The sequence below is a fragment of the Pseudomonas veronii genome (assembly GCF_001439695.1).
GTDB lineage: Bacteria > Pseudomonadota > Gammaproteobacteria > Pseudomonadales > Pseudomonadaceae > Aquipseudomonas > Aquipseudomonas veronii.
On the sequence record NZ_JYLL01000006.1, the window covers coordinates 46,586 to 69,521 of the forward strand.

Consider the following 22,936-nt stretch of genomic DNA (forward strand, 5'->3'; position numbering starts at 1 on the left):
CAAAAAAAACGGGGCAATCACTGATTGCCCCAAACGTACATCGAGAGGTCCTTCCACCTACAACGTGATCTGCTTGCGCTCCTCATCCGTCAACCGCGCACGCGCCTGTTCGCTCAACGGCCCCGCGCCCAGCACCTGCACCGGGCTGTTGGGGTTGTACTCCGAGGTTTTCTGCTGTTCCTGCGGCTCGCGCTGCACCGGCTCGGAGCCAAAGCTCAACACTTCCACCGTCACGATCGACGCCCTGCCCTGCTTGGCCGCCGCCTGCTGGCTGCGCGCCGCGTCTTCCGCCGCCTGGGACGCCGCCGCCCCCGCCGCGCTGGCCGAGGTCATGGCGCCGGTATTGACGGTGGCCGTCACCGGCACCCCGGACGACTTGCCCTGGGTCTGGATGTTCGCCGCGTTGACCACATGCAAGGCGGCGATGTTGACGTTGCCCGAGACCCGAATGCCCGCCTCGCCCGCGTCGATGGTGCCGGCCGGAGCCAGCAGGTCGATGTCACCGGCCGGCACTTCGGCAATCGGTGCCAGGGTGGCAATACCGGCACCGGCGCTTGGCACACTGGGTGACAAGGTCACGTTGCCCCAGGTGTCATAGAGCCGCTTGGGCGGTGTGTACAGCACGGTGGTTTTCGAGCCACGGCCGGCGTTGATGTCGCCTTCGTTAGACCAGGCGAGAATCGCCCCGCCAAAGGTGGTCATGATCCGGCTCTGGCCAAGCAGGATGCTGCCCCGGGAATACAATTGAATATCCCCGGCACCCTGCGTGAGGACCCCGGCACTGGCCGGCGGCACGTTGCCTTCAATCCCGAACACCTGCTGCCCGCCCGGGCTGAGCATCTGGATATTGCCGCCAAACAGGGTATGCACCCCGGCACCGCCGTACAGGGTGATGTCGCCGTTGTACACGATCGGGTTACCCGCCACGTCCTTGCTCGGCAACAGTGCGTTGATGGCCGCGCGGCTGCGGACAAAGCTACCGGAACGCGGGCCAGCGGCCAGGTTGTATTCGCGACCACCTTCGCGCACTTCAGCGAAGTACACCGAACGGGCGAAGATGCGTTGCTGCTCGGGGCCCAAGCCTGCAAAGTACGCCCGCGCCTGCTCGGCATCGCCGCTGAAGGCGTAGCGCTCGTTGAGCCATTGCAACAGTTCGGCCTCGTAGGTTTTCGCCACCTTGCCGGCTTGCGCGGCCAGCGCGACACCCTCGACCGCCTGATTGGCGCGGTCCAGGTAGGGCGTGACGAACTTCAGGTAATCCAGGCCGTTGAGCCCGACCCCGGCTTCCAGCACGATGGATGCCCCCGGACGGGAGTCGCCCACCGCCACCGGTCCCAGGCTGGTGATGGATGCTTTGTCGGCCATCAACAGGTTGCGCCCGGCACTGACTTCCAGGGTGCCGGGGCCGGCGACGTTGAAGCTGCTGTAGAGAATGTCGCGCCCGGCGGAAACCACTGACACGTCCTCAGGGCGGCTGTGAACGAACAGGTTGCCGCGGCTTTCACCCAAGTAATCGCCGTTGTAACCCAACAGTTTAGGAAGCACCGTCGACGAGCCCATATCGGTACCTGAACTGACAATGTCGCGCCCCGCCCGCATCCAGACCGGGCCTGCGGACTCATAGCGGACCTGGCCTTGACGCGGGCTGCCGAATGTCAGGATCTCACCGCTGCGCAACCCTACGATGTCGCCCTGCTGGGCATAAAACCTGGCCGGCTCTGCCTGGGAAGCCGGACGCGCAAGATCAGTCGCGCTGCGGAAGGCGAACAAGGAAAGGTCGTCCTGTATCGCGTCACTGCCCAGGTTGTTGACGACCAGGCTGAACCCGTTCCTGCCGACAAAGGCTGGCGCGAACGGCGTCGGTATAGCACCCTGGCTGTCACCCGACTGGTTGACCGCATAACCGCTGGCGTAAATTGAGTCCCCGGCCAACATGGCCAATCGTCCTTTGCTCGACGGCGCCAATAACAGCGAATAAGCGGGATTGTTAGGCAGCGGGCCAGCACCCAGCGCGGATGCGCCGAGATAAATACTGCCATTGGCTGCTACCACGCCGAGCTTGGAGGGGAAGATGAAACGCCCGTCCGAACTGGAGTAGTTTTGCTCGGGCAGAGGATTCAGCTGGCCATTGGCGCTCAGCGACATGCTCTGCACGCTAGGCGTCAAACTGCCACCTGCGGAGAACAAGTCGATGGCGGTACGCTCGGTCCATAATGAGAACCATGTGGTGCCATTGCCATAAGCGCTACCGTTGTAACTGAACGCTTGGGTATTTTCGGTAGAGACGCGTCCAGGGTCGCCGGTCCCCGCCAACACCAGGTCACCTCGCGTCGACAGCGTGGCCGTGGCGTCGCCCAGCATCAAGGTGATCCCGCCCGTGGCCGTGCCCAGGCTTGCGGTGTACGGCGAGTAGGCTCGGCTTTCCTTGACATCCTGATCGTTACGCATACTGCCGTAGTTCAAGGCAATGCCCCCCAGGCTGCCTGCCTGCAGGTTCAAGGCGCCACGCAGGTTGGTCAGCACGCCATTGAGGCTGAGTGTTTGTGCCTTATAGTCGACTGATTGCAAGCTGGCGGTATTACTGCGGGTCGCACGAGCGTCCAGCCCAGGGTTCAAATCGCCTCCCATGCGTACATCCAGGTCGCCGCCCCCCGTCAACAGCAATTGACCGTCCACCACCCGCCCGGTACTCCCCACTGCCAACACCAGGCCTTCACTGCGCGGTGCTCTCAAGCCATCCACGGAGCCACGGCGCGTCTGCATGCCACCATCGCTGCCCAGGTCCAGGGTCAGATTGCCGCCGCCCAGCGTGCCGACACCGGTGAACCCCACCAGGCGTGGCAGCTGGTCTATCTGTGCAGCGTCGTCAAAATACCGGTTGGCAGTGCCGCTTTTGCCCTTTATATAAGTGCCAAAGTTGATCCACCAACTGGTCGGTATCGGGGTGACACCCGCCGTGCTGCCTGTGCCTTGGCGCCACAACCAGTTGCCCAGGTTCGCACTGTTGAGTTGGCTGCGACCGTCATTGTCCATTGGCCTATCTTGCATCGACGTCCAGACAGCGCCCGTCAGGCTACCGCCGGTGCGCAGCAACACGTTGCCGCCGCCGTCGGGGTACCAGGCGGCGTAAGGGCTGGCGCTGCTTTCATCGACCAAGGCTTCATACGCCTTGGCCGCGCTGCCCAGCACCGTCCCATCCTCAGCGGTGACGCGAGCCTGGTTGAAGTCGGCGGCGGCACCACCTGCGCGAGACGCGCTGGACGCCCCTGCGGTGTACACGCCGTAGGGCGATTGCATTGAGACGTTGCCCGCAGCGATCAGATCCAGATCACCGGTGCCGGTGCGCAGCACACTGAAATGCTGACTCACGGGTGAAACCAGTTTGACCGGACCGACGATCACCTGTTCAGGGATTGCTGGAGTGGGTTCGCCCAAGGAAACGCACAGATCTGCGTCGCACATACTTTCGTTTTCGGGTGACACCGGCGCCCCGGGAGTAAAGCCAAACAACTCGGCTAAGTCGCTCCACACGTAGTTGACGCGCACGCACAAGTCCGGGCAAGAAGCCCACTCGGACTCCAGCACCGGAGTACCCGCCGTGACGCCGAACAGCTCGGCGGCAAAGTCACTCCAGTACCAGGCGCCGCCTGGCCGGGCCGGTTGCCCCGGGATGATGGTTTTACTGTGAGTCTCGTAAATGCCGTAGTGCGTGTCCGCCAGGGTCAGGTCGCCGGCAAAGGCCGGCTGGATAGAACGCGTGTCGGCCGCCTGGGTATCAGCACCGGACACCAGACGCAACGACCACGACTGCGAGCCTTCGGCCAACATCGGCGCCACAGCCCAGTTCTGGCGTGCCGTGGCGCCGGTCACGGTGCGCAACGGCACCGATATCGCGCCGTTCGGCAGTTTGACGTCCGTGCCATAAGGAATCAGCGCGCCAACCTTGAGAGCCAGGTTCACAGCCAGCAAAACACCGTCGGTCGCACTGCCGATCAGCACCCCTCGGCTGGGTAACGGCACGCCGGCCGGCCAGGTCATCGCGCGCAGGGCGGCAGCGCCCGCCAATACGGTGCCGGCGTCCAGTCGTGTACCGGCAGCGAGCACCACAGGTTGTTGCAACAACGTGCCGGCGGCATACAGCAGGTTGCCGGCGCTGTCGCGCACCGCCGCGCTCAACACGGTATTGGCCGGCAGGGTCAGTGGCGCATCGAGGATGCCCTGCGTCGGCAGCACAGTGCCTTGCGCCAGCGTGGTGGCCTGGATCGGTAACGAGTAGTTGAGGGTCTTGCCAGTGGGGAATGCACTGCCCTCTGCCAGCACCACACCAGGGCCGGGCACGATCACATCGCTGCCGAACCCTTGCAGGCCGGGGGTCAGCACCCAGCCGTTGTCGTCCGGGGTGGGCGGCGGCGGGGCAAAACCGTCGTTGATGCTGCCGTAGACGTCCAGGTTGCCACCGGCACGCACCACCAGGCTGCCGACCTCGCCAGAACCATACACCAACGTCTTCGGCGTATTGCGGTTGAGGCTGGCATAGCGCATGCCCGACAGGTCCAGGTCGCCACTGACCACCAGATCGCCTTCGGCGACGATTTCCACGCCTGGGCGCAGGTGGAAGGCGTCGGCGTAGCGGCTGTTGTTCAAGCCCGCCAGCTTGCCTTGCGTCAACCCGAGGTTGTTCAAGGCATTGTTGATAAAGGTTTCACTGAGCGCGTGTTTTTTATTCAGATAATCCTGATCGATCACCTGATACGGCCGGCCACTGGCCGACGGCTCAACGCCGGGCGGCGCATCGGTGTAACGGGCAACGGCGTTCAGCGCGATGGAGCGAGCGCCAAGGATATCGACGCGCCCGCGCGCATCGATGGCCACATCATTGGCATTCAGCCGGGGGGCATTCAGTTCCAGGGTGCCACGGGCCAGGCCGTCGTATTGCCCCGGGCCACGGCCCAGGACCGCAGCCGTGCCGTGGCGCACGTCGATACGCGCGCCATCGGCCAAGGTCAATTGACCGTCACCGCTGTTGAGTTCAACCATCGCCCGGTTCGGCGCATCGATGATTTTGCCGTAGCTGTCGACCCGCAACGCCGTACCGTGGGCATCCAGCACCGCACTGCCGGCGAGGGTCAGACCCTGCTTGCCGGCCAGGCGGATACTGCCGACCCGCTCACCACTGGCGTCGATAGTGCCCACCACCGTCAAACTGCCGTTATCCACCGAGACGTTGACCTGATTGGCCTTGAGTTCATCACCGATAACCAGGTTGCCCTGCTTGAGCTGGAAGCTGCGCGAACCCCACACCTGTCCCTGGTTCAAGCGTTGGTTCAACGCGGCGAAATCCCCCATCTGCTGCGCACGAATGTCCACCCCGCCCGCCTGGTACGGTACCAGGGTGCCACCGGCATCGTAATAGCCGCTGCTACCGGCGCGGATCTGCCCTTGCAAGTCGACCTGCCCTGCTCCGGCGTCCACCGCCACGGCTTTGAGCAGGCCACCTTGGTTGTATCGGGCTGACAGGTCGACGAGCGCACCTGCCGCCTGATAAATGTTGCCGTGGCGGCTTTCCAGGCTGACGTCACCGCCCCAGCTGTATTTGCTCACGTCGTTGTTCCGCACGGTGCGACCACTGAGGTCCAGACGCGAAGAGGCGCCCAGGGTCAGCGCTTCATCGGCGCTGAGGGTCAGCTTGCCGCTGGGCAACACCACCGCCGTATCGACCGCCACGCTGCGCCCGGACAGCAATAACTCGGCGCCCAACGCGTCGATGGCCGTCGCATCCGCCGGGGCCGCACCGTTGGCCGGGGCCACTACGGTCACTGCGCCACCGGCGGTGATCCGGTTGACCGAACCGGCTTCACCGGTCAACAGCGGCGCGGTGATGGTCAAGTTGCCGCCACTGTAGGCAAAGCCCTTGCCCGCTTCATAAGCGCCCTGGGACTGATGCACCGCCAGGCTGCCTTTGTGGTTGGCCGTAATGCGTTCGTCGGCGTTGAGGTGGACATTGGCAAAGCCCAGGGTCATGCGGCCATTCTCGGTCAGGCCATCGGGCTGGGCATTGCGGCCATAGCCAAATTCGATGCGCCGAGCCTGCAGCTCCAGGGTGCCGCTGCCGGTGCCCGCACCTTGGTTGATCACGGCCGGCGGCGCACTGGTATCGCCTCCCCACACCAAGGTGCCGGTCTGGATCAACGCCACATCCGCCGCGTTGCCATAGCCATAGATCGCCGGAGTCGTCAGTAACAGTTCATCCAGCAGTGACTTACCCGAGCTGTCGAGGGTGCTCAGGGTGGCGCTGCCATAGAAGTTCAAGGATTGCCCAGCTGTCAGTGCCAGGCTTTTCAGGGCCGGTGCGCCGCGTGAGGTATCGCCGCGCAACAGGCGATCCATCACTTGCTGATTGAGGGTCAAGCCCGACGGCAACACGCCGCGCGCGGCGGCCTCAGCCAACGCCTCCGGGCTGCCGACGTTGATCCCACCCACCGCCAGCGCCAGATGACGGGTGCCGTAGCGCACACCGTCACCCAAGGCAAAGCGGTTGGTGGTGGCAAAGGCAATCGAGCCCTCGGAATACAGTGACGTTTCACCGCTGCAAGCCCCTGGATTGCACTGGCCGATCAGGATGCTGCCTGGTCCTCTATTATTGTCGCCAGCGGTTGGGGCCAGCATCTGCAAGCGCCCATTGGACACTGCCAGGACACTATGAGCGCCTGGTCGATAGATAAAACCATCATCCGAGTCATAGGCAGCCTTGCCGAGCCCCAGGGTGTTGATCGACGCACCTTGTTCGATCTCAATGGCGCCCGAGGACGTACCCGTCATCAAGAACACTTCCGGCGCCGCCAAGCTCGCACCTTGACGCACAACCACCGAGTTCGCGCTGGATCCTGTGTCGAACCCGACAAAATTACCACCCTGGCCGTACATCACCGTCGTCAAGCCGCCCACCACCAAACGGGCGGCCCCCAAGGCATTCAAATCGCTGGCGCGTACCGCCACTGTCGACGGCGTGGTACTGGCTTGGGCAGTGTCAGAAATCACCTCGATAGCGTCGCCCTGCACCGTTACAGTGGCACCGAATCCACCCTCCGCGGGTTTAAAACGCCCCTCGCCATCAAAGGTGAACCCCACGTCTTTTTGACCGGCGATCAGTTGCAACTTCAGGGTTTTGGCGTCGGCTTCAAGGGCCGCACGCGGGACGCCCAGGCGCGCAGCGTCAGCGCGCACGAAGTCTGCGTAACGGGTTTCGTTGTACTGGGAATACCGGCGCAATACCGCCGCCGGCGTGACGATCACCTGGCTCGACAGGCTGTCGCGAATGCCGGTGTGGGCAATCGACAGGAAGCCCTCGGTTGACCAGGAACCGTTATTCATGGCCGAAGCGTTCGGCATCGAACCTGCGGCAAACGCCGTTGCCAAGCCGTTGATCTCGACCCGAAACGCCCCCGGCAACAAGGCGTAACTAGACGGCAGCAAGGTGTAGGTCCCCGCCGGCAAGCCTGGAACCCCGGCACCGATACTGATTTGTTGCCCCACCAGCGGCTGGGTCGCACCCGGCTCGCCACCGCTGGGCGCGACTCCCGGCTGGGCGCCGGGAACAATCGCATAGATCGGGTTGGTAGCCAGCCCCGGCAAGGTAAAGCGCCCGTCCGCACCGATTTGCACCAACGGGTTGTAGCGCGCATCGGTGGAGCCGCCGCGCCCGGAGACAAACGCCGCGCCGAGCAACTCGCCGCCACCGGCAAGGTCCAGCACCGCGCCCTGCTGCACATTCAGCGAGCGCCCGACCAATTGCATACCAACGGCCAGACTGCCCGTGTTATAGGTGCCGCCGACGCCCAGCAACTCCACCTGTTTGCCGTTGTACTGCCAGGTCACGCCGTCGACTGTCCCGCCATACGGCAGCACCAGGCCACCGGCGCTGACGGAGGTCAGGCTGCCAGGCAACAGGTTGATCACTTTGGTGGAACGGACGATGCCGCCATCCATGCCCAGGGTCAGCACGCCCATGGGCGCCCGTAACACGCCGCCTTGTTCGATGGTCGAGGCACTCAGCAGTAAGCTGCCAAACACTGAATAAGGTTGCGCCGGGGCCTCACTGCCGACCCGGCCGATGCGCAAGGTGCGTGTCGGGTCAAAGTCGCTGTTGGGCCCCGTGTAGCCGGCCGTGACCTCGGCAACGGCCCCCGTAGCCGGGTAAATCTGCGCCGCCGTCAGGCTCAAGTCGGCCTGGGTGGTCAAGGCGGTTTTAGTATTGTTCGCGCTGCGGGCCAGAAAGCGCATATCCCCCAGGCTGACCAACTGGGCCTGATCGAAGGCGCGTCGGTCAATGCCGTTGGCCAACGCCTTGGAGCGCTCGGCATGGGCACCGAAGTTGAGGCTATCACGCACATCCAGTACGTTTGCCGCTTCAACCCTCAAGAGCCCGGCTGTACCCTGCGTGGAAACGCCACCCTGGACCGTCGGACGAACGGCGCCGTCGCTGCCCTGGCTGTTGTTGCCAACCCCGGCCAGGCGTACATAAGGCGCCGCCAGGAGCACCTGGGACTGTCGGGGCGCGCCATCCGTCAACGCCATGGCCCCGGAATACAGGCTCAGGCTCTGCCCCAGACGCAGGGACACGTCACCGTCGAAGCTGATCAGACCATTGCTCAACAGCGACAGGTTATCGAAGCCGCCGGCGTCGACCTGGCTGACCGTAAGCCGGCCATGACCGTAGACCAGGCTGCCCGCGGCCGATTCGGGGGTGCTGCCGGCGGGCAATGGCACGCCCGGATCGGCGGCACTGACAATCAATTCACGGGCTTGCCGCACGCGAGCCGCGGCCGATTCGGCGTACAGCGGCGTTTCCAAGGCCAGGCTCAGGGAACCACCCGCCGCACCGGCACCACCGCTGCCGGCCTTGAGCGTACCGTCGAGGTACACGCCGGTGTTGGATGCCAGGGAGATGTTGCCGCCACGGCTGGCGATCACGCTCGGGCCGGCACCGTCCAGGTCCAGCACCGCCTGGCTGCCGGAAGCGTCAAGGCGCGCGCCTTCGCGCACCACCACAAACAAGTTGGCGGCGGAGGCGATCCCAGTGGCCGGGTCGATCACCCCGCCAATCACGATAGTGCCGCCCTGGCCGACCGTACCGTAGCGCCGGCCGAGACTGTCCACTGCGGTGAACGCCCGCCCGGCCACGTCCAGTACTGCGTGTTCACCGATCCAGATCGAACGGCCATGGCCCTGGTTTTCAACGCCATCGGCCACGTTGGGTTGCACGCTGACAGCGCCCAGCGTGATGCTGCCACCCCAGGCATTCAGGCTGCCATCCACGGTCAACTGGCCGATGCTGCGTAGACTGATCGCTTGACCCGGATCAACCTCAATCCGCGCGCCCTGGCCGATGCGCAGTTGCGCCGACGCCATCTGCGCCGCTGTCGACAACAACGTACCGGCTTGCAAGCTCACACTCGCGCCTTTGCGGGGGGTCAACAGGCCCTTGGTGGGGTTTTCCTGATACTGCGGCGGAGTCCAGATCTCCAGCGCAGTGCGTGGCGCTGCACCGCTCGCCACGCTTTGTGCGTTGTCATTGAGGCGGTACACCGGGGTTGTCACGGCAAGCTGGGTGCCATCGGCGACCACCAGACCTTCATTGCCCGTGATGTCATAGGCGCCAAAGCCCTTATTGAAGAACCCACTGCCGAGCTGCAACGTCCCGGTACCTGGGGCAACCGCCGAATCGCTGATCAGCACCTGGCCGGCCTGCACACTCAGGCGCCCGCCGCCATTGACCCCGTACCCGAGCAACTCACCGTCGAGGGCCAGGCTGCCTCGGCTGTCGCCACTATTGGCGTTGGCCGCGAGCGTCAGGTCACCACCCTTGCCGCCAGTGAGCTGGCCCTTGGCATCCAGGGCTGCGCCGGATGACACGTCGACCTGGCTACCTGCCGTCAGGGTCATATCACCGCTACTGCGCAACGCCACGCTGCCGCCGTTGAGATAGGGCAAACGGCTGCCATCGCCGGTGCCCAGCCGCTGATTGCTCCACAAGCCGCTGGCATCCAGGGACACGCCATTGTTCACCGTCAGGCTGCCACGCCCGCCGAGGGTCACATCGACTTTGCCGGCGGGGGTGATCTGCGTTTGTACGTTACCCAACTGCAGGCTGCCGGAATGCGCGGTCAGGTTGGCATTGACCTCGATTTTCGGAGCAAACAGGGTGATGTCGCCGGCTGCGGCCACCTCCAGCGCACTGTTGACCAGAATCGAACCGGTGCTGGCGATTTTGATCGCGCCCAGCTCCGTCGCGTTCAAGGCATCGGTGTCCAGATAGAGCGTGGACACCCGATCAGCCGGCAGTGCGGTGGTCAAGTCCAGACCTGCGGCGATAGCCGCCGCCCGCTGCCCGAGCACGACGTTTTTCACGGTGCCGGCATCCGCCCCCAGGGCGTACTGCAACGTGGCGCTGTCCTTGACGTAATACGGCACGTAACTACCGACCACGAATTGGGCACCGCGGGCCACGGCTTTTTGCGATTGCAAATAACCGTCCAGGCCTTTTTGCGCGGCCTGGGTCTGGCGTTCGCCCTGATAGGTGTCACCCACAACCTGGCCCTCCAGAACCGCACTGGCGGTACTGACGACCAAGCGTCCGGCATCGCGCCCCACGGTGTAGGCACCTTCTGAACGCTCACGCGGGGCGATCAAAGGGTTGTAGTAATACTCGGTCACGCCCCAGCGCTGGCTGTGGTCTTCATAGCCTTTGTAAATCCCGCTGTAGAGCAAGTCCCCCGGCGCGGTGGACAGTTCATACAAACGCCCGTCCGGCCCTTTGAGCCAGGTTTGCTGGACCTTGCCCGCCTGCACATCGAGGGTGCCGCCGGACAGGTTGATCTGCGAACCCTGTTGGGTCACCACGTCCTTACCGCTGAAGGTCACCGTACCGCCCTGGGCCATCCACTCGCCAATGCCGTGGTTACGGGTGCCCAAATAACCGCCCACTTCCAGCAGGCCGCCTGCGGTGTACCAGCGGTCGGTGGCATAGCCATTGGTGCCAGCCGCGACAAAAATCAAGTCGCGGACATCCACCCACACATCGTTGTTATTCAGGGACTTGTCGTCGCGATTGACCGCCGCATCGCGCTGCTCGTTGCCTTGGATATTGACCTTGACGCTATTGGACGCCATCGACACCTTGACCCCGGTGGCGCCGGACACGTCGATCACCGCGCCGTCGCGCACCAGGGTGCGCTGCGCAGCCTTGATACCGACTTGGCCGCCAGTGGCCAGGGTCACGGAACCGCTGCGAAAATCCACCGTGCCGTCGCTGGTGATTTCCACCAGGGACTGGTCACGGCGGTAGGTATCGGCCGGCACAATGTTGCCGTTCTGATCGAGCGACGGCGTCATCAGCCCGGCGCGCTGGCTGTCGAGGGCGCTGCTGCTGTCGAGCAAAATCGCGCTGAGGCTGCCCTCGCCCAGGGTCACGCTAGCGTTGTTGCCCGTGCCCTTTACATGCAGGGTACCCCGGGCTTCCACCGACGAACTGGCGAGTAACACACCGTTTTGCAACACCTGCTGGCCAGCCAGGGTGATGTCACCGGTAGAGGCCTGAATCAGCCCGCTGTTGCTGACCTTGCCGCTGCCGGTGACGCTGACTTCATTGCCCCGCGTGGTGGACGCAACATTGCCATCGGTGCTGTAGCCCTTCTTGATCACAAAGCTGTCGCCCGCCGCCAGGGTGGTCTGGCCTCGCGCGGTGGAAATGGTCCCGGCGTTCTCCACCTCTTTGCCGAGCAACAGCACATAACCGCCGCCCGCAGTGGAGGTGGCGGGCACCTGGGTCTGGATCTGCGCACCACGCTCGACCGTCACCTTGCCGGCGGCCTGGGTGAAACCGGGCGCGCTGTTGCTTGAACTGTACAGCCCCTTGGCGGTGAATTGCTCATCGCTGAAGCCCGTGGCGGCAGCCACCAGGTTGCGCACGTTGACCTGGCTGCTGCCGCTGAACACGACGCCGTTGCTGTTGAGGATCAGCACCGTGCCGTCAGCCTTGAGAGCCCCTTGGATCTGGCTCGGCGCCGTGCTGTTGTTGACCTTGTTGAGCGCGGCCCAATCGCTGTTCTGTTGGAACTGCACGGTGGTGTTGCGACCGATGTTGAAGGTGTCCCAATTGAGGATCGCCTTATCGGCCGTTTGCTTGATCGAGACCAGCGTCTTGCCGTTAGCATCGGTTTGCACCGGCCCCTCGGCGTTGACAAACAGCGGCTTGCCATCCGCGCCGATCACCACATTCAAGCCGTTGCCGCCCAGACCGTTATGGATCGTCTCCGGCCCCGCGCTGGCGTTATTGCGGGCAGCGGCCTGCGCCGCCTGTTGCGCGGCAATTGCGGCGACGCTGGTGTTGAGGGTCTGAAAGGAGCGTTGCAACTGCTGACCAAGCACCTGTTGCTGGGCCAACGGCGGCGGCGTTCCCGGTGACGTCGCGCCAGGGCGTGCGCCGCCATCGGCCTGCGTCACGCCCTTGGCGGCAAACCAACCCGAACTGAACGCCTGGGGCTGCGCCGCGTGGGCACCGCCGGTAAATACCAGCAGTGCGATCACATGGGCCAGGGGTTTAAGGCGCAACACCGGTTGACCGGCAGTGGCAGGCACGTTGGCAGCGCGGTTGGCAGGCAGCTTCAGACGGGAACGCATCACTTACAGGTCCTTTTGACGGGGCAGGCGAACGACGGGCGCGCGAACACTGCGCGGGCACGTGTTGTGGTTATTGCTTAAGGCGGTTGCCGAGGGGTGCGACCGAACTGATGTCACACAATGTTCATACAACGCGGTTCAACTGGCGGGTCGCGATGCACAACGACAAAACCGGCAATGACGCGAAGTCATTGCCGGTTGTGGGGCCAACCCTGTCGAGACGGGGTGTTACAGCGGACGACCGATACCGTTGCAGGTGTTGGTGTCGCCGATGCGCAGCGAGCTGGTGGTGGCAACGAAGTTGTCGTAGACCGCTTTCTGCCAGGTGGTGGACAACGGAATGAACGAGTGGCTGCTGATAGCCGCGTTGTTCACGCCAGTGTAGTGACGTTTCAGGAAAGTCTGGATGCGGGTGTTGTCAGCGGTGTCTTTGTAGCACTGGCTGAAGACCAGGTTGGTGTAGCCGACGATGGGGTAGCCCGCAGTCGGGTTGGCAAACGTGGGGACCCAGTTCAACGGGTCGGTGGCGGCGGCGGAACCGACGGTCGGTGGCGCAATAGTATCGAGAGAAGCTTGAACGTTCACTTCAGTCGGCAGGAAGCCATTGACCGAGGCAACGGCGGCGGCGCTGTTGAACGCTGCGTAGTCAGGGCTGACGTAACCGATGGCGCCGTTGTTATTGGTGATCGCGGTGGCGACACCTTGGCTGCCGGTTACAGCGAGGTAGCTTGAACCGACCGGAGCGCTGGTGGCTGGGTCAAAGCCGATGGCGGTGACGAAGCTGTTGCTGACATTCGGTACCGACGCGGGTTTTACCGCTTTGAGGTGGTTGGTAAAAATCTCGGTGGTCCCGCTGGTTTCCTGACGGTAGACCACTTTGATCTGCAGGTCTGGGCCGGCAGCCCCGTTGAATTGCACGTTTTTCCAGTTAGTGATCTTGCCGGCGAAGATATCAGCCAACTGAGCACTGGTGAGCTGCAGCGAGGTTTTACCGTCGATGTGGTAAGGCACGGTCACCGAAGTGGCTTCAGCCGGGACTTGAACCAGCGGGCCATAGGCGGCGCGGCCTTTAACGGTATCAGCGTTGTAAGCAGCCAGTTCCGCGGCGCTCACCACCGAATCGCTACCGGCATAGTCAACGGTGATACCCGAGGCCAATTTCAGCTTGGTCGAATCGTTACCGAAGAACGCCTTCTTGCCGTCGCCGCTGCCTACACCGATGTAGGGGCTAAAACCTGGAATGCTGGCAGAGAGGATGCCGGTAGCCGTCGTCGATGTGGCAGTGCTGCCGTAGAGTTTTTCCGGCAAGGTGGCCCCGCCACCGACCACTGCGGCCATGGATTGGGCCGAAGCCAGTGCTGCAACTGCCAAAGAGGCCGCGATCATAGTGCGCTTAAACATGAAGAATCTCCTTTCGTCGTGTTTGTACGTTTGAGGTAGATGGCTCTTGCATGACGCCATGGCTTCGGTCCCAAGCCGTGTTCCGGGGGTGGCTGGGGGTGAGGCCATGGCTAGAGAATTTCGCAGCTTCCGATGACAGCTAAGGGAAAAAACCTCGGGAGGAAGGGCTTGATTTTTAAAAAGATTCTCGGGTGTTTTGGTCATGGTTTTGAGCGGTTTGGAGGCAGGTGACAGCGCGGTTTCAGTGGGGGTTTCGTCAAGGCGGCGTAGGCTGCGGCGAGGGGTTTGGCTGTGACGAAACGATGAACCCGAGGTTGCGGGCTGGCGGTATCGGCCCACCCCAAAATCAACTGAACAGGTAGGGTCCAATGTGGGAGGGGGCTTGCCCCCGATGAGGGAGTGTCAGCCAAAGATGCATAGACTGACCCATCGCAATCGGGGGCAAGCCCCCTCCCACATTCAGGTCACCAGTTGGTTGATCTCGATGATCGGCAACAGCACCGCCATCACGATCACCAGCACCACCGCGCCCATCACCACGATCATCAATGGCTCGAGCAACGCGGTCATGCCCATGGCACGGCGTTCGATGTCCCGCGACAGGGTCTGCGCCGCGCGTTCGAGCATGGGCGGCAGTGAGCCGGTTTTTTCACCGCTGGCGATCAGGTGGATCAGCACCGGTGGGAACACCTTCTCCACCGCCAGCGCCGGAGCGAGGTTGACGCCCTCGCGCACTTTGGCGGTGGCGTCGTTGACGCACTGGCTCAGGCGCTCGTTGGACAGGGTCTGGCGCGCGGCTTCGAGGGCGCGCAACAGCGGCACGCCAGCACCGCCGAGGATCGCCAGGGTCGAGGCAAATCGGGCGGTGTTCAGGCCCAGCACAAAGCGCCCGATCAGCGGCAAGCGCAGCACGCGGCTGTGCCAGTTCAAGCGCGCCACCGGGTCGCGCAGGTACAGGCGCCAGCCCCAGAAGCTGCCGACGATCCCGGCAAAACACAGCCACCCCCAGGCGCGGATGAAGTCGCTGGCGTTGAGCATCGCCAGGGTCAGCCCCGGCAGGTCCTGGCGCGCCTGGGAGAACGCGCTGACCACCTGGGGCACCACGTAGCTGAGCAGGAAAATCACAATGCCGATGGACACCAGCCCCACCACGCCGGGGTAGATGAATGCGGTGAGGATCTTGCCGCGCAGGTTGTTGCGCTCCTCGATGTAGTCGGCCAGGCGCTCCATCACCTGAGCCAGGTCGCCGGACTCCTCCCCCGCCGCGATCAGCGCACGGTAGATCGACGGAAAGTCCCGTGGCCGTGCCGCCAGGGCATCGGCCAGGCGCATGCCGCCGCGCACATCGGCGCGCACAGCGGCCAGGGTCTGGGCGATGTGTTTTTTCTCGGCCTGTTCCACCGTCGCGCTCAGCGCCGCTTCCAACGGCAGGCTGGCGCCGAGCAGGCTCGCCAGTTGCCGCGTGGCCCAGGCCAGGTCGTTGTCCGACAGCTTGGCGCTGAACAGGCTGCTGCCGCCCGCGGCCTGTTGATTGCCTTCGACCTGCACCAGAAGCGCGGTCAGGCCACGGCTGCGCAACGCGGCAAACGCCGCGCTCTGGCTGTCCGCCTCCAGGTGCCCGGCCTCGACCTTGCCGCTGGCGTCGGCGGCTTCATAGCGATAGCGATTCATCAGGCGTCCCGTGTTACGCGCAGGATTTCTTCGGCCGCGGTGGTGCCGCTGCGCACCCAGCGCTCGCCGTCTTCACGCATGCTGAACATGCCGGCGCGGCGTGCCGCCAGACGCAGCTCCTGCTCGCCGGCGCCCTGGTGGATCAGGCTGCGCACCTCGTCGTCGACGCAGAACAATTCATGGATACCGGTACGCCCGCTGTAGCCGATCTGGTTGCACTGCGCGCAGCCCACCGGGCGCCAGGTGCCCGGCACGGCCGGGTCTGCCTGCTTGCAGTGCGGGCACAGGCGCCGCACCAGGCGCTGGGCCAACACGCCCAACAGTGAAGACGCCAGCAGGAACGGTTCGACGCCCATATCGATCAGGCGGTTGACCGCCGACACCGCGTCGTTGGTGTGCAGGGTGGCGAGCACCAGGTGGCCGGTGAGCGAGGCTTGCACGGCGATCTGGGCGGTCTCCAGGTCGCGGATTTCGCCGATCATGATGATGTCCGGGTCCTGGCGCAGGATCGCACGCAAAGCCAGGCCGAAGGTCATGTCGATCTTGGCGTTGACCTGGATCTGGCTGATGCCCGGCAAGTCGTACTCCACCGGGTCTTCGACAGTGAGGATATTGCTGGTGCTCGCATCCAGCCGCGCCAGCGCGGCATAGAGGCTGGTGGTCTTGCCGCTACCGGTGGGCCCGGTGACCAACACGATGCCGTGGGGCTGGCGGATCAGCGTGTCGAGGCGCGCCAGCAGTTGCGGCTCCATGCCCAGGGTCTCCAGTTGCAGGCGCCCGGCCTGCTTGTCCAGCAAGCGCATCACTACGCGCTCGCCATGCCCGGTGGGCACTGTCGACACGCGGATATCAATCGGCCGCCCGGCCACGCGCAGGGCGATGCGGCCGTCCTGGGGCAGGCGTTTTTCGGCGATGTCGAGCTGGGCCATGATCTTGATCCGCGACACCAGCGCGCCATGCAGCGCCTTGCGCGGCGAGACCACGTCGCGCAGGGTGCCGTCGACGCGGTAGCGCACCACGGAGTGGGTTTCGTAGGGTTCGATATGGATATCACTGGCCTCATCGCGGGCGGCCTGGGTCAGCAAGGCGTTGATCATGCGGATCACCGGCGCGCCGTCCTGAGTGTCGAGCAGGTCGGTGATCTCGGGCATGTCCTGCATCAGGCGGTCGAGGTCGACTTCGTTTTCGGCGGCACCGACCACCGCAGCGGCGCTGCCGGTGTCGGCATAGGCGCTGGCGAGCAGGCCGTCGAGTTCGTCGTCGCGCACCTGTTCAAGGCGGCTCTGGCCGAACTGACGTTGCACTTCGCTGATCGACCAGCCGGGGGTCGACGGGCAGACCGTCAGCAGCAGGCCGGCCTCGCCGGGACGCAGGAGGATGCGTTGGGATTTGGCCCAGGCGTAGGGCAGCAGGCTCATGGGGTTGACCCTTTTGGATTGAGTACATATCCGTTGATGCGGTAACGGCGGCTTATGGTTCCGCCCTCACGGCGGGCCGCCGCGCACTGTAAATGTGGGAGGGGGCTTGCCCCCGATAGCGGTGTGTCAGTCAATTCATCTGTAACTGAACCACCGCTATCGGGGGCAAGCCCCCTCCCACATTTTGAAGCGGTGAGTGCCCAGGAATTCTCAGTCAAATCCGACTGCACCCGTCTGGGCACTGCATTGATTGCAGCGGAGTTGTGGCACAAATCCAGGCCATGAAAAAACACCGCCCCCCCGCGTAAACACGATGCGAAGCGAGCCGCTTTTGATCTTAAACCACGCAAGCCTGCGTTCGGGCACACCGAGCCCAAGCGAGGTGCCGAGTGGTGGGGCAAGGGCCCTTTGGTTACTTTGGGGTTTTTCCAAAGTGACCCGCCGTGAGGGCGGAACCATAAGCCGCCGTTAGCGAAGCCCCGGATCTGCACTCGCTCAATATCAATCACGAGCCGGCACCGCCCTGATCACCGCCCTCGGCCCAGCCCCCGGAATCGCCTTCTCCACCGACGGCAACTGCGGTGCCTGCACATCCGGCATTGCCCAACTGCGCTCCGGCTGCAAGCCTCCCTGGGCGCGGCGCATGAACTCATAGCGGTTCAACGTGATACTGCGCCCCGCGCCACTGTCGCGAATGATGTAGGGGCGCAAAAACACCATCAGGTTGGTCTTGTTCACACTGCGCTTTTCATTGCGAAACAACGCGCCCAACCCCGGGATATCCGACAGCCACGGCACCGCGTCATTGCTCTGGCTGTAGCCGTCCTGCAACAACCCGCCGAGCACCATGATCTGCCCGTCGTCCAGCAGGATGCTGGTATCGATCGCCCGCTTGTTGGTCACCGTGCCCGCGTCCACCGACGCCCGCGCGTCCACGCTGCTGACTTCCTGGTAGATATCCAGCTTCACCGTGCCGCCTTCGGAAATCTGCGGGCGCACGTTGAGCTTGAGCCCCACTTCTTCGCGCTGCACGGTCTGGAACGGGTTGTTGCTGGTGCCGCCGCCGCCCGTCACATAGCTGCCGGTGACGAACGGAATGGTCTGCCCGACAAAAATGCTCGCGGCTTCGTTGTCCAGGGTCAGCAGGTTCGGTGTCGACAGCACGTTGGTGCCGCCCTTGCTCTTCAAGGCGCGGGCCAGCACTTTGAGGTCGAGCACCTTGCCGATCCCGGGGATGTCGACGCTGCCATCGACCAGGCCGATATTCAGGCCCTTGGGCAGCACATCGATGCTGGTCTTGCTGGTCGACGTGCCATTCACCCCGCTGCCCCCCAGGTTCACCCCGCCAAAACCGCCCTTGCCGCCGAGGTTGCCGGCCTGCCACTGCACGCCGAACTCGCTGGCGTCGTCTTCGTTGACTTCGACGATCAGGCTTTCGATCACCACCTGGGCGCGGCGCTGGTCAAGCATGTCGATCACTTCGCGCAGGTTGCGGTACAGCGGGTCCGGCGCGGAGATCAGCAAGGTGTTGGTGGTGGCGTCGGCCTGGATCGTCACGCCGCCGGCGCTGAACGCGGTGTTCTGATCGCTGGGGCTGCTGCCGGTCGCCGGTTTGTCCTGGCCATACCCGGCCTGCACGCCGCTGCCGGTGGGCGTGCCGCTGCTGTTCTGCGCGGTGCTGTTGCCCTGGGTGCTCTGGGCATTGCCGCCCATGGCACTGAGCTTGCCCCGCGCCTCGTCGCTGACGCCGGACTCGCTCTCGCCGGTGAGCAAGCCGCGCAGCGACTGCGCCAGCTTGCCGGCCTGGGCGTTGCGCAGGTAGACCACGTGCATGTTGCTCGGGTTGCTCTGGGCATTGTCGAGTTTGTAGATCAGGTTGCGCGCCAGCTCGGTGCGCTCGGGGCTGCCGGAACGGATGATGATCGAGTTGGAGCGCGGGTCACCGATCACGTTGATCTTCTGGGTCTGGTCGGCGCCCTGGGTTTCCAGGAGTTCGCTGACCATGGCGGCGATGTCCACGGCGATGCCGTTCTGCACCATCACCACGTCGGTGTCGATGGCGCTGGGGGTGTCGATGCCGTCGATGATCTGCGCCACCCGCGCAAGGTTTTCCGCGTAGTCGGTGATGACGATGCTGTTGTTGCCCGGGTAGGCGTTGATCGGGTTGTTCGGCGACACGATCGGGCGCAGCACCGGGATCAGGTTCACCGCGTTTTCGTATTGCAGGCGAAAGGTGCGGGTCTGCATGCCGCTGCTGCCGGCGCTGTAGATCGGCCCGCCGAGCAACTTCGCATCGGCCTCCGGCACCACCTGGGCCACGCCGCCGACGTCGACCACGCTGAAGCCCTGCATGCGCAGCGCAGCCAGCAGCATGTCGTAGGCTTGATGCGCCGGCACCTGGCCTTCGCTGACCAGGGTCAGGTTGCCTTTGACTCGAGGGTCGACCAGAAACTGCTGGCCGGTGGCACGGGACAGCGCGCGCACCACCGCCTGGATATCGGCATCGACAAAATTCAACTGCACCGGCTGATCGCCCAGTGGGTTGCGCGTCTTGACCGCAGCCGGCGCGTGGCCACGGGCGCTGTTGGTCAGCGGGTGCTGGACGCGGGGCTTGGGCGCCGGCTCGCGCTGGCGCTCCAGCACGCTCTCGCTGCTACGCCGGGTGTCGGCCAGGGGCTGGCCGAGTTCGCTGTCCACCTGCAACGGCTTGGTCGGCGACGGGGTGTTGCTGCACGCGCTCAAGGCCAGTAACAGCAGCGGCGCGACCTTGCGAAAAGGCGCAGGGTTGGGGACTGACCACTTCATGAAGCTTCCTTAGCGCCAAGCGCCTGATCCATGCGAACGGTCCCGGACACAGTGCCGGCCGAGTTGTCGATAGCGTCCGCGCTACGCTGCAAGCGCGCCTCGGACACCTCCAGGGAAAACGAACGGGGATTGCCCAGTAACCAGTCCATCACCGCATCGGCCGGCGCGTTGTCGAAGCTCAGGCGCCAGGCGCCGGCATCCAGCGCCTGCAACTGGTAACGACCTTGCAGGCCGGCGCTGTCCAGGGCCTGTTGCAGCGTGGCGGCATCGGCGGGCCGCGGCGCCGCGACACCCTGCAACAGCGCGTGCAAGGTGGCGGCCTGGGTGCGCAACTTGGGGGTTTCGGCCTGCCAATACGCGATCGTCTTCAAGGGCGGCTGAATCAGCACCAGCCAGGTCAACAGACCTGCCAGCACCAGGCCGGCGCCGCTGAGCATGCGTTGTTCGCGCAGGGGCAGGCCGCTCCAGAACGCCTGGGCCTGGCTGCGTAGACGGCGCCACTTATTCATCGGCGGCTCCCGGTTTTTCGGCGGTTTCCACCGGGCCCAACGTCCAGCCATGCTCATCGCGGGTCGCGCTAAACCCGGCCTGGGCCAGCGCCGCTTGCCCATCGCCCGGCGCCGTCGGGCTACGGCTGTCGGCCAGCAAGCCCACGTGCAAGCGGCCCTGTTCGAAGCTCAGGTTGTCGACGTTGCCGACCATGAACGGCAGGCTGCTGCCGGCTACTTGCAGCAGGCTGCCAAAGCGCTGGGCGGGGTCGGCGGCGGCGCCGGTTTGGCGGGCGGCCAACTGTTGGCGGGCCTGCTGCAAGGGGTTGAGGATCACCGGTAATTCGGGGAAGGCCTGGCGCACCTGCTGACTCAGCAGCGCCTTGAGCTGCTGGCCTTCGCCCGCCTGGCGCGCGGCGTACAGGTTCAGGCCCAGGGTCCAGACGGCAGTGGCCAGGGCGACAGCGGCCAGCGCCCTGCCCCAGCCACCGCTCGCCGGTGGGTTGAGGCAGCCGTGCAAGCCCCAGCCAGGCACGGCGCCACTCCAGCGTTGCGCCTCCGGCGCCAGCGGCACCTCCAGCCCTTGATCCAACACCTGTTGCCCGAGCGGATGCACCGCCGCTTGGTGCAGGCTATGGCGTGTCAGCAAATAACCGTCGTGCATGGCCGCGGCGCCGAGCGGCAAGGCATACGGCGCCGGGTACAGGCCGCGCAACCTGAACTGGCCCTGCGCCAACACCTGGCCCAGGCGCTCCAACCCGGCCTTGGACACCCAGGCCACCTGCACGCGCCCATCGCTGTCGCGCGGGCCGTGGGCCACCTGCATCTGCTCCACCGGCCCGAGGATCAACGCCTGTGCGGCACAGGCCACGGCGGCGGCGGTTTTGGCGGCGGCCAGCGGCGGCAGCTCGAGGCTGGTCGACAGGCTGTCGGCGGGGTGCAGAAAGCACTCCACCGACGGCTTGGACCGGCCCAACTGCTGCAGGCTTTCGCAACCCTCGCTCACCACGGCGCCACGCTCCAGCCAGGCAAATTGCACCTGGCTGTCGACCGTCAGTTGATCGAGTGGCGGCAAGCCGATCCGCAGGCGTTTCATGCGCCCACCCGCGACCAGATCACCTGGGGCCGGCGGTCTTCGGGGCGATGCAACAACGCGTCGATCGTTACCCGGCGCTGTTCACGGCGTACCTGGCCCTGCAGGCGAAACCACTCGCTGGTAATGCCCACCTGCACGCTGTCCACCGCCACTTGGGGCAGGTGCAGGCGGTTGACGAAATCGCCACGGTTGATAAACCAGTGCCCGCTGTCGCGCTCGGCCACCAATGCCTGGGCCTGGGCCAGGCTGAGTTCCGGCACCACCGCGCTGAGCACTTCGGCACTGGCGGTGTTGCCGTTGACCCAGGTATTGCCGGGCAGCACGCCGACGAAGGTCTGCAGGCGTCGCAGCAGCAGCGGGTCGAGCCCTTCGATACCGCTCAGGTCATCCAGGCTGCGCAGCATCGGGTAGCGCGCCGGCAGCAGCGTCTTGTCGGTACGTTGATCATAGGAGGCGATCACTCGCCGGCTGATACGTCGGCTCACGGCCGGGTCGATGTCAATCAGGCGGCACAGGCGCTCGAAAGCTTGCAGTTGTTCGGCGTCCAGCCGCTGGCGATTGACCAGGTTGCGCAGGTTGAACTTGCCCTGCTCGTCCTCCAGGCGCCCTTCAAACGCCCCACCCTGGGGCCGCGCCCACGGCTGATCGAGGCGCGTCAGCACGTCCTTCTGGCGCGCCTCCCACAGCAACAGGCGGCTGTGTTCCAGGCGACCTTGCAACAGCCACTGACCCTGAATGCGCAATTGCTCGGCCTCCACGCTGCGGGTGAATACGCTCTGGCGCGTGAGCATGGCGCCAGCGATCACCGCCACCACCGCCGCGATCAGTAACGCGCTGATAATCGCCATGCCGCGCTGCTTCGCCGCTGCGGGCGAATCCCGTTTCATCGCGCGCCTTACAGCTGCCAGGAGCCGATATCGGCATTCACGCCGTCGCCATCCGGTTGGCCGTCGGCGCCCAGGGAGAACACATCGACCTCGCCGTTGGCGCCTGGGTTGAGATAGTGATAAGGACGGCCCCACGGGTCATTGGGCAGACGGTCGAGGTAGGCGCGCCAGTTGCTGTTTTTCGCATCCGCCGGGCGTTCCACCAGCACTTTGAGGCCCTGGTTCATCGTCGGGTAAGTGCCGTGGTCGAGGCGATAGAGTTTCAGCGCCTGCATCAACCCGCCGATGTCCTGTTTCGCCGCGGTGGCCCGCGCCTGGTCCGGACGGTCGAGTACCTTGGGCACCACCATCGCCGCCAGAATCCCGAGAATGACCACCACCACCATGATCTCGATCAGGGTGAAGCCACGCTGGCCGCGAGGGCCTGGCAGTGGGGATGTTAGGCGTGCGATATCCATCTCGACATTCCTTGGCTTGAGTGCATTTCGGGGC

Annotated in this window: 9 protein-coding genes; all 9 read right to left on the reverse strand. The window is 64.7% G+C overall.

What is annotated here, in order from left to right:
* Positions 1 to 57: 57 nt before the first annotated feature.
* Complete coding sequence (locus TU80_RS09845; protein WP_082643825.1) at positions 58 to 12,678, reverse strand: filamentous haemagglutinin family protein; 12,621 nt, start codon at positions 12,676 to 12,678, stop codon at positions 58 to 60.
* A 228-nt stretch (positions 12,679 to 12,906) separates the two neighbouring features.
* Entirely contained in the window at positions 12,907 to 14,079 is a 1,173-nt protein-coding gene (locus tag TU80_RS09850; RefSeq protein WP_046383046.1) for a substrate-binding domain-containing protein, read from the reverse strand.
* A 459-nt stretch (positions 14,080 to 14,538) separates the two neighbouring features.
* Positions 14,539 to 15,750: a type II secretion system inner membrane protein GspF gene (gspF, locus tag TU80_RS09855; protein ID WP_017849141.1), complete on the reverse strand. Its 1,212-nt coding sequence runs from the start codon at positions 15,748 to 15,750 to the stop codon at positions 14,539 to 14,541.
* Entirely contained in the window at positions 15,750 to 17,168 is a 1,419-nt protein-coding gene (gene gspE / locus TU80_RS09860; protein ID WP_057004372.1) for a type II secretion system ATPase GspE, read from the reverse strand. Before gspE ends, gspF begins: the two co-directional genes overlap by 1 nt.
* 501 nt (positions 17,169 to 17,669) lie before the next feature.
* Complete coding sequence (gene gspD / locus TU80_RS09865; RefSeq protein WP_057004373.1) at positions 17,670 to 19,973, reverse strand: type II secretion system secretin GspD; 2,304 nt, start codon at positions 19,971 to 19,973, stop codon at positions 17,670 to 17,672.
* Positions 19,970 to 20,482, reverse strand: coding sequence for a type II secretion system protein M (gene gspM / locus TU80_RS09870; RefSeq protein WP_057004374.1), 513 nt, complete (start codon positions 20,480 to 20,482; stop codon positions 19,970 to 19,972). The genes gspD and gspM overlap by 4 nt, the downstream gene beginning before the upstream one ends.
* On the reverse strand, positions 20,475 to 21,557 hold the full coding sequence (gspL, locus tag TU80_RS09875; protein ID WP_057004375.1) for a type II secretion system protein GspL: 1,083 nt from the start codon (positions 21,555 to 21,557) through the stop codon (positions 20,475 to 20,477). The genes gspM and gspL overlap by 8 nt, the downstream gene beginning before the upstream one ends.
* Positions 21,554 to 22,444, reverse strand: coding sequence for a type II secretion system minor pseudopilin GspK (gene gspK / locus TU80_RS09880; RefSeq protein WP_156422906.1), 891 nt, complete (start codon positions 22,442 to 22,444; stop codon positions 21,554 to 21,556). The genes gspL and gspK overlap by 4 nt, the downstream gene beginning before the upstream one ends.
* Before the next feature lie 8 nt (positions 22,445 to 22,452).
* The gene (gspG, locus tag TU80_RS09885; protein ID WP_057004376.1) at positions 22,453 to 22,902 is read right to left on the reverse strand and encodes a type II secretion system major pseudopilin GspG; all 450 of its coding nucleotides are present in this window, start codon (positions 22,900 to 22,902) and stop codon (positions 22,453 to 22,455) included.
* Between the last annotated feature and the right edge of the window lie 34 nt (positions 22,903 to 22,936).

What these genes read in the sequence shown, in the direction of transcription:
- gspG (WP_057004376.1), bottom strand. Translation starts at nt 22,902, where the DNA reads ATGGATATCGCACGCCTAACATCCCCACTGCCAGGCCCTCGCGGCCAG.
- gspF (WP_017849141.1), bottom strand. Translation starts at nt 15,750, where the DNA reads ATGAATCGCTATCGCTATGAAGCCGCCGACGCCAGCGGCAAGGTCGAG.
- TU80_RS09845 (WP_082643825.1), bottom strand. Translation starts at nt 12,678, where the DNA reads ATGCGTTCCCGTCTGAAGCTGCCTGCCAACCGCGCTGCCAACGTGCCT.
- gspM (WP_057004374.1), bottom strand. Translation starts at nt 20,482, where the DNA reads ATGAATAAGTGGCGCCGTCTACGCAGCCAGGCCCAGGCGTTCTGGAGC.
- gspE (WP_057004372.1), bottom strand. Translation starts at nt 17,168, where the DNA reads ATGAGCCTGCTGCCCTACGCCTGGGCCAAATCCCAACGCATCCTCCTG.
- TU80_RS09850 (WP_046383046.1), bottom strand. Translation starts at nt 14,079, where the DNA reads ATGTTTAAGCGCACTATGATCGCGGCCTCTTTGGCAGTTGCAGCACTG.
- gspK (WP_156422906.1), bottom strand. Translation starts at nt 22,444, where the DNA reads ATGAAACGGGATTCGCCCGCAGCGGCGAAGCAGCGCGGCATGGCGATT.
- gspD (WP_057004373.1), bottom strand. Translation starts at nt 19,973, where the DNA reads ATGAAGTGGTCAGTCCCCAACCCTGCGCCTTTTCGCAAGGTCGCGCCG.
- gspL (WP_057004375.1), bottom strand. Translation starts at nt 21,557, where the DNA reads ATGAAACGCCTGCGGATCGGCTTGCCGCCACTCGATCAACTGACGGTC.